At 62.4% G+C, this 12,442-nt stretch carries 8 protein-coding genes; 4 read left to right on the top strand and 4 right to left on the bottom strand.

Going from position 1 to position 12,442, the window contains the following annotated elements:
* Positions 1-19: 19 nt before the first annotated feature.
* Positions 20-604 carry a TetR/AcrR family transcriptional regulator gene (locus ACZIRK_RS23415; RefSeq protein WP_130223065.1) on the top strand — a complete coding sequence of 195 codons (585 nt, stop codon included), beginning with the start codon at positions 20-22 and terminating at the stop codon, positions 602-604.
* Between the two features lie 92 nt (positions 605-696).
* On the opposite strand, the gene metG is transcribed toward ACZIRK_RS23415, so the two are convergent.
* The 3 genes from metG to ACZIRK_RS23400 all read right to left on the bottom strand — a co-directional run bounded on the left by metG (position 697) and on the right by ACZIRK_RS23400 (position 3,381).
* Positions 697-2,370, bottom strand: coding sequence for a methionine--tRNA ligase (gene metG / locus ACZIRK_RS23410; RefSeq protein WP_130222952.1), 1,674 nt, complete (start codon positions 2,368-2,370; stop codon positions 697-699).
* Between the two features lie 432 nt (positions 2,371-2,802).
* Positions 2,803-3,243 carry a DUF3047 domain-containing protein gene (locus tag ACZIRK_RS23405; RefSeq protein WP_463328193.1) on the bottom strand — a complete coding sequence of 147 codons (441 nt, stop codon included), beginning with the start codon at positions 3,241-3,243 and terminating at the stop codon, positions 2,803-2,805.
* A 6-nt stretch (positions 3,244-3,249) separates the two neighbouring features.
* A complete protein-coding gene (locus ACZIRK_RS23400) occupies positions 3,250-3,381 on the bottom strand; it encodes a hypothetical protein (protein ID WP_463328166.1) in 132 nt (43 codons plus the stop codon).
* A 216-nt stretch (positions 3,382-3,597) separates the two neighbouring features.
* Here ACZIRK_RS23400 and ACZIRK_RS23395 point away from each other — a divergent pair, with 216 nt between their 5' ends.
* From ACZIRK_RS23395 to ACZIRK_RS23385, 3 genes are all read left to right on the top strand, one after another.
* Positions 3,598-4,584, top strand: a complete 987-nt coding sequence (locus tag ACZIRK_RS23395) for an AraC family transcriptional regulator (RefSeq protein ID WP_130222950.1) — start codon at positions 3,598-3,600, stop codon at positions 4,582-4,584.
* A gap of 182 nt (positions 4,585-4,766) precedes the next feature.
* Positions 4,767-5,369: a hypothetical protein gene (locus ACZIRK_RS23390; RefSeq protein ID WP_130222948.1), complete on the top strand. Its 603-nt coding sequence runs from the start codon at positions 4,767-4,769 to the stop codon at positions 5,367-5,369.
* 207 nt (positions 5,370-5,576) lie between these two features.
* On the top strand, positions 5,577-7,217 hold the full coding sequence (locus tag ACZIRK_RS23385; protein ID WP_130222946.1) for a Na+/H+ antiporter: 1,641 nt from the start codon (positions 5,577-5,579) through the stop codon (positions 7,215-7,217).
* Between the two features lie 6 nt (positions 7,218-7,223).
* On the opposite strand, the gene ACZIRK_RS23380 is transcribed toward ACZIRK_RS23385, so the two are convergent.
* Positions 7,224-12,053, bottom strand: a complete 4,830-nt coding sequence (locus ACZIRK_RS23380; protein WP_130222945.1) for an NAD-glutamate dehydrogenase — start codon at positions 12,051-12,053, stop codon at positions 7,224-7,226.
* Between the last annotated feature and the right edge of the window lie 389 nt (positions 12,054-12,442).

Raw genomic sequence — 12,442 nt, 5'->3', positions numbered from 1 at the left:
AGAAGGTAGCGATGCCAGCATGAGTAACCTATCCACCACCGCAGACGACATCCTTGCTTGCGCGCGGACCCTGATCATAGCCGGTGGCTACAACGGCTTCAGCTACGCCGACATTGCGGAGGTTGTCGGCATTCGCAAGCCAAGCATTCATCATCATTTCCCGACCAAAGCGGATTTGGTGCGTACGCTGATCGCTCAATACCGGGAGGAGGCCGTCGCCGGTATCGCACACCTGGAACGACAGGCTTCCGATCCGCTCGAACTGCTTCGGAGCTATACGGGTTATTGGGCGGCCTGCATCAGAGACGCCAGCGCGCCATTCTGTGTGTGCGCTCTCTTGGCGAGCGAACTTCCTGTTCTCCCGGCGGAAGTGGCCCTCGAAGTAAGAGCCCATTTCCGGGCGCTCTCAGCTTGGCTGACCTCGGTCCTCGCGCGTGGCCAGCGAGAGGGAAGATTTGCGCTGACTGATGCTCCCCGAATTGAAGCGGAGGCCTTCATGGCGACCGTTCACGGAGCAATGCTGTCGGCGCGTGCCTATGACGATCCCAAGATATTCGGCGCTGTCACCGATCGGCTGATCGATCGACTTTGTAACAGACAGTGAGAGCCGGTTTGAGCTCTCGCGACGAAGCGGCTGCTTAGCATTCCCAGGGCGCACTTCGTGGACCGGGGGGTAAAGCCGCCCGATCGCACGCTCTATCCGGCGAATTTCTGACGCTGCGAAGCTGCCCACTCGGCCCCGAGCTTCGCGAACAGTGGTCCGGGATGGCTAATCCGGCGACCGGCCGGAATTCGGGTCAGGTGATCCGTCGAAGGGAACGCTGGCACCGCTTCCAAGTCGCCGATCGCTTCGAGCGCCTTTTCCGCAGCATCCGGAACGATCGGCCAGGCGGCGCGCGCGCAAATGCCGATGAGATTCACGGCGGTTCTAATCACCGAAGCGGCCTCGTCCGGATCTGAAGCGATAAGCGACCAGGGTGCTTTTGCGACGAGGTAGGCGTTCGCCGTCTTCCATATCGTGCGTACGGCATCCGCGGTGCCGCGCAGGGCCAGAGCTTCCTGGCGCTCGCGCAACTGACCGACCAAGGCCTCGATCCGGGCGGAGAGTTCGCCATCGACCGGATCGGAAACGCCGCCGGGGACCACGCCGTCGTATCGCGAGACCACGAAGCTCAAGACGCGCTGCACGAAGTTGCCGAATGTGTCGGCAAGATCGTGATCGACGTCAGTCGCGAACCGGGAGAATGAAAAATCGACATCGGATGTTTCCGGTGCGTTGGCCGTCAGCCACCATCGCCATCGGTCCGCCGGCAGCAATTCAAGTGCCTGATCGAGAAAGATGCCGCGACCCGAACTGGTCGAGAACTTGCCGCCCTCATAGTTGAGCCAGTTCACGCCCTTGATAACGTCGACGGTGGTCCAGGGCTCGCGGGACCCCAGCAGGGTGCAAGGGAAGCTGACGGCGTGAAACGGTATGTTGTCCTTTCCCAGGAATTGCACATATCGAACGTCCGACGCGTCCAGCCACCACGATCTCCAATCCCTCCGCTCGGGGTCGGCGTCCGACCACTCCTGAGTCGCTGCGATGTACGCGATCGGCGCATCGAACCAAACGTAGAAGACCTTCCCGTCGTAGCCCGGTTTCGGAACCGGTATTCCCCATGAAAGGTCCCGGGTGATGCAGCGATCGCGGATGCCTTCGTCCAACCACTTGTTAGCGATCGAAGTCACCAACGGCGGCCAGCCCGAGCGCGAGGATAGCCATTCGCGTAGATCGGCTTCAATGGTGGTTTGTCGGAGAAAAAGATGGCGTGTCTGGCGCACCTCCAGATCGGTGGCGCCGGATATCGCCGAGCGCGGCGCGATCAGATCCGTCGGATCGAGCTGTCGCGCGCAGACTTCGCATTGATCGCCGCGAGCGCGGCTCGATCCGCAATGCGGGCAGGTGCCGACGACGTAACGATCGGGCAGGAAGCGATCATCCGTCGCACTGAACACCTGATTGAGCGTGCGCTCCTCGATGAAGCCGTTCCTATCGAGTTGCGAGAAAAAGTGCTGCGTCAAGGAATGATTGCGGCGCGACGACGACCTTCCGAAGTGGTCGAAGGACAGATGAAGTCGACGATAGAGGTCGCGCTGAACGAAATGCTGACGCTCGCAGTAGGAGGCGACATCGCAGCGTGCTTCCGCCGCGGCGAGTTCCGCCGGCGTGCCGTGTTCGTCGGTGGCGCAGATGAATAGAACATCCGCGCCGGTCTGTCGTCTGAATCTGGCGTGGACGTCCGCGGGAAGCAGCGAACCCGCAAGATTCCCGAGATGCTTGACGCCGTTTATGTAGGGTAACGCGCTGGTTATCAGATACTTCGTCATGACGCACTCCGTGTGGCCGAGAGGACGCGGACACTGAAAAGCCCTCCGCAGGATGGGAGGGCTCGGGTCCGCTTCGTCCGAACGGCGCGTGTGCGCGCTTAATCCCTCCAGCAAATCTCCTGCGGGACGGGCATTCGCATCTCGAATTTCGCGAAGAGGAAGGTCATGTGCCACCTTGTATCTTGGCGACGATATAATTTCGAATCTTTTCCTGCGCAAGCGGCGACGCTTGACCGATCGGCCCGGCATGCCTGCACTGCGTTGGCCTCGATGATCTCGAGTTTCTGCCGGCGGGCGATGCGCTGCTCACGCGGCGCGCGAAGGCGAACAGTGCCCGGTATGCCGTCGTCGTGCGCTTCAGCAGGACGCGCCGCCGCTACGAACGACAGGGCCTGCTGGTCGAGCCTCGGGCCTTAAGCGATTTTCCACGTCCTAAGAACTGCTAGCGGCGAGCCGATTGAACCGGTTCACTCCCGCGTTGTCGCAAAGCTTCAGGGCTCCGGCGCCCGGATGGGAGATCTGCATGTCGGCGAAGCGGCACGAGCCGCTGCGGCGCTGGAAGAGAGAGACGCCCAGCAGCCAGATGTTGACGACGGTTCTGGTAGGGCCGCCGATGTGCTCCTTGTAGTCCGCGTAGATGTCGCGCTCGTCGCTGACCCACTTGCCGAGATCGGCGAAACCGCTGCGGACCGCCATGTGCGACTCGAGCGGTGTCCAGCGCGGAATCGGGCAGCGGAACGCGGTGCCGATCGGCAGGCTCGAACTCCAGAAGTAGGTGAGGTCCTGGCCGTCGTCGAACTCCGCGGCGATGGAGAGGTAGTCGTGCGAGGTGAGCTGGTTTTCCGGCAGCCGAGACGGCAGCTCCTCGACGATCCAGCGTCAGCTCAGTTTGGTCTGCGGCTTCAGTTCGATGCCGACGGGGCGCTGCAGAATGCCGGCGTTCTTCAGCGGCTCGACGGCGATCGCGCCATTGCCGATATCATTGAAGATCACCGGGCCGCCGCCCAGCATGAAGAAGTTGTGCCAGCCCGCGGGCAGCTTGCGGGGCGACTGGAGCCGCGCCAGTTCCGCGGCGAAGACCCGCCGGTAGACCTTCCTTAGCCGTTTGCGGAGGAATTGGTCTAGACAGAGCGTTCAAAATGATGGCGCGATCTTGGTCCGTTGCAGCGTGCTTTTGATCTTGGAGCAGAAGCGCCGCCCGTGCGTCCCGCCGATGATGAGGTTGAAATGAACGATTCGGGACGGCTTGCGCCGCTCACGGTGTCGACTGATGAGTTTCCGGAAGCCAAGCGCCTTGCAATGTGGCGCGAGGTCTATGGCCGCAACATTGCGAATGTCGATATCGAACCGATCGACGACGCTCCGTTCCAGGCGAGCGTGACGTTTCAGGCCTTGCCTGGGGTCGGGATCGTTTCCGGATCCCGCTCCGCAGCCCACTATCACATCACCCGAGAACATCTCGCAAAATCGAAGGATCTCGTCGGCCTCTCCGTTCTGATCAGCGGCAAATCGACCACCTCGCAGTTCGGCCGGGAGATCGTGGGCCGTGCCGGAAGTGGTGTCGTTCTCTCGGCCACCGATCCATCGGTGAGCACCATGCATTGTCACGGCAGCTTTCTCACGATCGCGCTCCCGCGACCAGATCTCGCCGCCCTGGTCCCGGATCTCGGTGCCGCATATGCGCGCCAGATTCCGCCGGACAACGATGCGCTGCGGCTGCTGATCCGGTATGTCGAGGCGCTGCGGCAGGGAGGGCCGGCCGAGGCACCGGGTCTCATGCGAACCGCCGCGACCCACGTTATCGACCTCGCCGCGCTCGCAATCGGTGCGACCCAAGACTTCGCCGAGGCGGCCAGGGGCCGTGGACTGCGCGCCGCGCGGCTCGAGGCCGTCAAAGCAGATATTGAGGACAATCTTGGCCGGCCTGATCTGGATATTGTCGCTATCGCGCAGCGTCAGGGAATCTCGCCGAGCTATATCCGCAAGCTCTTCGAGGCCGAGGGGACATCGTTTTCAGCTTTCGTGCTCGAGCAGCGCCTCGCTCGCGCGTATCGCATGCTCAAAGACCTGCGGTTTGCCGACAGAGCCATCGGCGCAATCGCCTTTCAGGTCGGATTTGGTGATCTGTCCTATTTCAACCGAACCTTCCGCCGGGCCTATGGTCTCACTCCTTCCGATGTGCGTGCCATGGCCGTGCGAGCGGGACTGCGGTAGTTACCGGATCCCCGCGCAACCGCGCCGGATCCGCGCGACGAACCACCGCACGACGCGCGCCTTGACCGCTAGCGACTTATTAATCTCCCGTTGCTTAGGTCCAGACCTTCGCATGTCGAATCCGCAGTTACGAGTGATGCGGTCTCCCAAGCCGCCTGCCAGCCTGCGACTTGGAGAGCTTGATGTTAAATACTGCCGCCTTTTCCCTGGTCCTCTTCAGCTGGGTGAAGGAGATCGGGGAGATCCTGCTTCTGATAGGGTTGAGCGGCGAGGTCGCTCTTCTGGTTCTCGGGATTTCGAAAGGCGCCTGGGAGCGAGGACTGGCGATCACATTTGCCGCTCTCGTCCTGGTCGGCGTCGCTCTGGCATATTGGGCCGACAGCCCGCGGACGTTCGGTCCCGCATCCCAACAGCGGATTGCCGATGCCCTCAAGGAATTTCGTGGCACTCCGTTCGATTTCTCGGTCGAGCTTGACCCCGAAGCTGTTGCCTTGATGGAAGATGTCGGAAAGGCGCTTGATGTCGCTGGTTGGAAGAGACAGGCGGTTGCACAAGGCTCTGGATACATCCCGCCGGGAAAGCCTGCGGCCGGCATCGTCGTGTTCAAGGGCGTCGAGGTGCAGATCGCCGAATCGCGACACTCGGATTGGGGAGCGGCGGGCAAGCCAGCCGCTGTCCTTCTGCACGCCATGCGCAACGAGGGATTGACCGCAATCGTGAAACAGGTCCCGGATCATCAGGAAAGCGCCGACGCGATCCATATCAAGATCGGCGCGAAGCCATAATAAACACCGGCGGTGGTCGGCCCGCGGATCGTTCATCAGGAAGTTCATCCAGAACCTGAGGACCGAGATAGTAAATTGCCATACCTGTAATTGGAACGCGAGGACAGACCCGGGTGGAGGTGGGGCGCGGGATGGATGGTGGAATGATTCGGGTGGCGTCGCTATGATGCGCGGTAAATCCCGGGCATTGCGCATGCGAGAGAGAGCGTGGAGACCGTTACCGTTGCTTTGATTCTGCTGCTGGCGGTGGTCGTCAGCGGCGGAGTTGCCCGCATGTTGCCGATATCGCTTCCCCTGCCGCTCGTTCAGATCGTCATCGGCGTGCTGATTGCTGCCGTGGCCGACCTCGGCGTCCAATTGAAACCGGACATTTTCTTCCTGCTGTTCCTGCCTCCACTGTTGTTTCTGGACGGCTGGCGCATCCCCAAGGAAGGACTATTTCGCGACAAGGGGACGATCCTGGAGTTGGCGTTCGGCCTCGTCGTATTCACGGTCGTCGGTGTCGGATATTTCGTTAATTGGATCATTCCGGCGATGCCTCTCGCCGTCGCTTTCGCGCTCGCCGCAGTCATCTCCCCCACCGATCCGATTGCCGTTTCCGCGATCGCCGCGCGCATACCAATTCCCCGCCGGCTCATGCACATCCTTGAGGGAGAATCGTTGCTCAACGACGCATCGGGCCTGGTCTGTATGCGGTTTGCCGTTGCTGCAGCTCTGACCGGTTCGTTTTCGGCTTTCGCCGCGTTCGGAACGTTCCTTTGGCTTGCGACCGGTGGCATCGCCATCGGCGTCGTTGTGACATGGGCGGTGACCGTCGCGAAGAATTGGGTCTCGCGCCATTTTGGCGAAGAGACGGGCTCGCAGATCCTGATCAGTTTACTGATTCCGTTCGGCGCCTATCTCCTGGCCGAATACGTGCATTGTTCGGGCATTCTTGCAGCCGTCGCCGCCGGGATCACCATGAGCTACGTCGAGCAGAGCGGGCAGGCATTACCTGCGACCCGCATTCGTCGCAGTGCCGTCTGGGACCTGGTGCAGTTCACCGCGAACGGCGTGATCTTCGTCCTGCTTGGCGAGCAGCTCCCGCAGCTCTTCGATGGCGCGGCGAGGGTGGTCCAGGAGACCGGGCATCATGCGCCGCTCTGGCTCCTCGTCTATGTGGTCGCGATCAATCTCGCTCTGGCTGTATTGCGGTTCGCCTGGGTCTGGACGTCACTACGATTTACGTTGTTTCGTGCACATCTGAAGGGCGAGAAGCCCTATATTCCGAGCTGGCGCCTGATCGCGGCGACATCGATTGCCGGGGTGCGCGGCGCCATTACTCTTGCAGGCGTGCTGACACTGCCGTTGACGATGAACGATGGTTCGCCGTTTCCGGCACGCGATCTCGCGATCTTTCTCGCCGCAGGCGTCATCATCGTATCCTTGGTCGCTGCCAGCATGACGCTGCCGTTCTTGCTGAGGGATCTGGAGCTTCCACCCGAGCCATCGCATCAGGCCGAAGAAGATCGCGCGCGCATCGCTGCGGCGGAAGCCGCGATCCGGGCGATCGAGCAGGCGCAACACGATATGGGGGAAGGGCAAATTGACGCCGATCTCTATACCGATGCCGGCGTTCGCATCATGGCGCTATATCGCCAGCGTATCGACGGGCGTTCCAAGGTCGGGCAGGAAGCCGAACTAGCGCAGAAAATCGACGACGTCGAACGCCGCCTCCGTCTTGTCGGACTGCGCGCCGAACGGGCCGAACTGTATCGCATCGCGCGTAGCCGGCAGCTCTCGGACGAGATCGCCCGCAAGTTGGTCAGGGAAGTCGATCTCCTGGAATCCCGCTTCCCGACAGCTTGAGCCCGCTCAGCTCTTGACCATATCCCCCAGCATGTTTGCCGCTACCGTCAGCTTGGCGAGCGTCAGGCCGCTGGCTGCGATTTCTTCGACCGAGCGGCGGATGCGCGTGGCTTCAGGATGAGCGGCGAGCCAGTCGCCCGCGGCTTGCTGGCCGCATTGGCCGGTTGCCAGCATGTCCGCAGCCAGTCTTCTTTCGGCGGCGGCGATCTGGTCGACGGCGCGATCAATGGCGAGACGTTCGTAATTGTCGTTTGCCGACACGCTGCGCGCGGCGGCGATCAGGCGATCGAGGCGGAAATTGGCCTCGGCGGCGAAGAAGGTCGTAGCGGCGTCGCCGATGGTCCGGCCGGTGCGCTCGGCGACGGTTACGATATCCGGTGCGGAGACCAGGGCGTCGAGATCAGCGAGCTCGCCTGCGAGCTCGCCCGGGACGCCGGCATCGATCAGGTCCTGCCGCCGCTTGCTGCGCCCGGCCTGCACGTCGTCCGGCAGGGTCTTATCCAATCCGGCGGCGATTTCGCGGATGCTCGGGCCGAAGCGGGCGATGACCGCGTCCAGACCCGATTTGAAATCGACATTGCGCACGTACCAGAGCATACGCGAGAGGAGTAGATCTTGTATCGCCGCGTAGAGGCCAAGTTGCACTTGCCCGTCGATGCGGGTGTCCAGTCCGTCGATCGCGTCATTGAGCCGCTTCAGGCCGTAGCACTCGTCAACCGCCACGAAGGCCATGACAATCGTCGATACATCGGCATCCGTCTCGTCGATCAGACGCACGACACAGGCCGGGCCGCCGCGATTGACAAAGGCATTGGCGAGATTGGTTGCGATAATCTCCCGACGAAGGCGATGCTGTTCCACCGCAGCGGGGAATTTGTCCCGAACCTCGCGCGGGAAGTATTCGGATAGTTCGCGGGCGAGATATGGATCATCAGGCACGCGGGTGACGAGCAGATCGTCGTAAAGTGTCAGCTTGGCGTAAGCGAGCAGAACGGCCAGCTCTGGCCGAGTCAAGGATTGGCCGCGCCGGGCGCGTTCGGCAATCGCCGCATCGTCTGGCAGGAATTCCACGGCGCGGCTGAGCAGGCCACGCTGCTCGAGCGATTGCATCAGCCGCGTGAGGAAGCCGGTCTCGGCGAGGCCCTTGCGTTCGGCCAGCGAAAGCGCGAGCGACTGCAGATAATTGTTGCGCAACACCAGGGCGCCGACCTCATCGGTCATCGCGGCAAGCAGCATGTTGCGGTCGTTCGGACTGAGACGTCCTTCGCGTTCGGGACGCGCCAGTGCGATCTTGATATTGACCTCGACGTCGGAGGTGTTGACCCCGGCCGAATTGTCGATGGCGTCGGTGTTGAGCTTGACGCCTTTCTGCGCGGCTTCGATGCGGCCACGCTGCGTAACGCCGAGATTGGCCCCTTCGCCGATCACCCGCGCGCGGATATCAGCGCCGGTGACACGGATCGGATCGTTGGCGCGATCGCCGACCTGGTCGTCGCTTTCCCCTGATGCGCGGATATAGGTGCCGATGCCGCCAAACCAGAGAAGGTCGACGCGTGCCTTGAGGATCGCCGTGATCACCTCGAAAGGCGTGGCCTGCGGCTTGTCGAGATCAAGCAAGGTCCGCACTTCCGGCGCCAACGGGATTGCCTTGAGCGAACGCGAGAATACCCCGCCGCCGGGCGAGATCTTTGACTTGTCGTAGTCCTGCCAACTCGACCGCGGCAGGTCGAACAGGCGTTGGCGCTCGGCGTGGCTGGCGGCGAGATCGGGTGAGGGGTCGATGAAAATATCGCGGTGATCGAAAGCCGCAATGAGCCTGGTCGCCGGCGAGAGCAGCATGCCATTGCCGAAGACGTCTCCGGACATGTCGCCGACGCCGACAGCGGTGAAGGGCTTGGTCTGGATATCGGTGCCGAGTTCGCGGAAATGGCGCTTGACCGCTTCCCACGCGCCGCGCGCCGTGATGCCCATTTTCTTGTGATCATAGCCCTGGCTGCCGCCGGAGGCGAAAGCATCGCCGAGCCAATGTCCCTTCTCCGTCGAGATCGCGTTGGCGATGTCGGAAAAGGTCGCGGTGCCCTTGTCGGCTGCGACAACGAGATAGGGGTCGTCGCCATCGTGCCGCACGGTGTCTTCGGGCGGCACGATGGTGTCGCCGTCGAGATTGTCGGTGAGTTCAAGCAGCGAGCGAACGAAGATGCGGTAGGCTTCGGTGCCTTCCGCCATCCAGGCCTCCCGATTGGAAGGCGGTGGCAGACGTTTGGGCACGAAGCCGCCCTTGGCGCCGACCGGCACGATGACGGCGTTCTTGACCTGCTGCGCCTTGACCAGACCGAGGATCTCGGTGCGGAAATCCTGCGGCCGGTCGGACCAGCGTAGTCCGCCGCGCGCGACCTTGCCAAAACGCAGATGAATGCCCTCGACACGCGGCGAATAGACGAAGATCTCGTAGAGCGGCTGGGGTGCAGGCAGCTCCTCAATCTTGCGCGCGTCGAATTTAACGGAGATCACCGGCCGCGGATGCCCGTCCGGACCGAGCTGCCATAGATTGGTGCGGATGGCGGCCTGCACCAGGTTGGTGAAACGGCGCAGAATACGGTCTTCATCCAGTGAGGCGACGGATTTGAGCTGCTCTTCAATCTCGGCGAGCAGGGCCGTCTCGCGCGCCGAGCGCTCGGCATCGGTGGCGGTGAGGCGCGGGTCGAAGCGAGCCTGGAACAGAGCGACGATGCTGGTGGTGATCGCGGTGTTCTTGCGCAGAGTCTCCCACATGTAGTCCTGAGTGAACGGGACGCGGATCTGATGCAGGTAGCGGGAGAGGGCGCGGATGGCCGAGACTTCGCGCCAGCTCAGGACCGTGCGCAGGATCAGCGCGTTGTATCCGTCGGATTCCGCGCGATCGCCCACTACCGCCATGATCGAGGCTTCCAGGCGTCGGGCGAATTCCGCGGTGATGACGATCGGCTTGCCATCATTGGTCTCGATCGTCATGTCGTGCAGCCAAACCGGTGCAGGTGAGGGTGTGGCGCTCGGCCTGATCTCATAGGTGCGCTCGTTCACGACGCGCAGGCCGTGGTTTTCGATCACCGGCACCCGATACGACAGCGACAAGGGCGCGCCGCGCGAAAAGACCTTGAGGCCGAAGCGCGTCGGATCGTCGCCGTCGATCCGGTGAACCGAAAGTGCCACGGAGCGAGCGGCAGTGAGCTTTTCGATGATGGCGATATCGGCAATCGCCTGAGAGGTGTCGAAGACCTCGGTATAGCCGCCGGTAAAGGCTCGTGCATAACGATTGGCGATCAGGCGGGCTCGCATGCCGTCAGCGGTGGTCGCAAGCGCGGCTTTCAGCTTGTCAGCCCATGTTGCGGCGATGGCGCTGATTCCGGATTCGAGCGTGGCGCGCTCGATGACAGGCGTATCGCCCTCAAAGCGCGCAATGATGTAGTGGATGCGGGCAAGCGACCCTTCAGGGAAAGCTGCGTAGGAGGCTGCCACTTGCCCGTTATAGACCCGCGCCAGGAAGCCTGCGACGCGTGTACGGACGTCGGTGTCGTATTTGTCACGCGGAATGAAGGCGAGGATGGAGACGAAACGGTTGAATTTATCCGCGCGCGCCAGCGCGCGCACGCGGGGACGCTCATAGAGCGTCAGGATCTCCATCACGAAATTGTAGAGAGTCTCGACGTCGACCTGGACCAGCTCGTCGCGCGGATATTCTTCAAGGATATGCAGGAGCGCCTTGCCCGAATGGCTGTCCGGCTCGAAGCCGGCGCGTTCGAGTACCTGCGCCACCTTGTGGCGGACATAGGGAATCTGCCGCACCGAACGGGTATAGGCGGCCGAGGTGAACAGGCCGACGAGGCGCAATTCGCCGTCGAGCCGGCCGTCGGTCGTAAAGAGCTTGATGCCCACATAATCCATCCGGACGCGGCGATGGACGCGGCTGCTCACATTGGCCTTGATGACGATGAGCAGGGTAGGCTCTCGCATGAATGCGCGGATCTCCGACGTCATCACCACCATTTCGGCGCCGCGGCGCAGCACCTTCACATCGGGATCGCGCAGGATGCCGAGGCCTTCGCCGGTGGTGATGCCGTCCGGCGCGTCGCTATCCGGCGCGAAGCGGTATTCGCGCAGGCCGAGAAAAGTGAAATTGTCGGCGCACAGCCATTGCAGGAACTGGGTGGCTTCGGCGACCTCGTCGATCGGCATCGGCGGCGGATTGGAGCTGAAGGTCTTGATCGCCTGCTCGACGCGAGCGCGCATGGCGCGCCAGTCGGTGACGCAGGCGCGCACGTCGCTCAGCGTCTTGGTGAGGCCGTCGATCAGCTTCTGGCGGTCAGCCTCGGCGTCCAGGCGTGCGATGTGGAAGTGAATGAGGCTTTCGCGCTCGCCGTTTACCCCCTCGGGGAGCGTCTCGCCGTAGAAATGCAGCAGCTTGCCCTGCTCGTTGCGTTCCACGGCAATGATCGGATGGGCGACCAGCGTGACCTCGACGCCCTGCTCGGCGAGCTCCGCCATCGTGGAATCGAACAGGAAGGGCATGTTGTCGTTGAGTATTTCCAGCACGGAGATCTCGCGCCCGTCTGGCATCATCGGATTGATGACGCGGATGTCGGCACGATCAGCGGTGCGCCGCTGCACATGTTCCCAGGCTTGTTCTGCCAAAAAGGCCAGCGACACGGCATCGTAGTTGGCGAGGTCTTCGATGTTGCTGTGGCCAAACAGAAGCTCGGCAAAGGCTCGTGGCGTCTTGCCCGGCTGCACGCTCCCGCCGGCCTCGTGGATCAGGGTTGCTCGGGCCTTGTCGTCACGCCACGCCATAACGTCCTCCATTTCCCGCGCCGGCTGACCGCGGTCACGATCGCCTGCCTGTTTTCGGAGTGCATCTCTTCGAGCGCCGTCGTCTTGATCGCAGTTGATTGCGTAAGCCAAATCCTTGGTCGCGGAGCCTCGATAGCTCCTGATGTCCGATGTTATATCATCTTCGCGGGAGCAAGGGGTGAGCTGTCGTCAGCGCACCGATAGGCATTGCGGTGCAGCGTGAAGCCGAAATCGGTGCCGTCGACTTTCGCGGGAAGTCTGGAAAGCACAGGAATTTCAATCGCGTATGAATTCGCTGTTGATGGCGACCTGCGGGTCGCAGGCAAGGCGTCGGCTGGCTTCACTGCGCCCGCAGGCCTGGCGCACCGACGCGTCCGTTTTCCGATCGTTGTCACGCGCTA

The organism is Bradyrhizobium sp. Leo114, from assembly GCF_055229415.2.
This window is presented reverse-complemented; position numbering and strand designations above follow the sequence as displayed.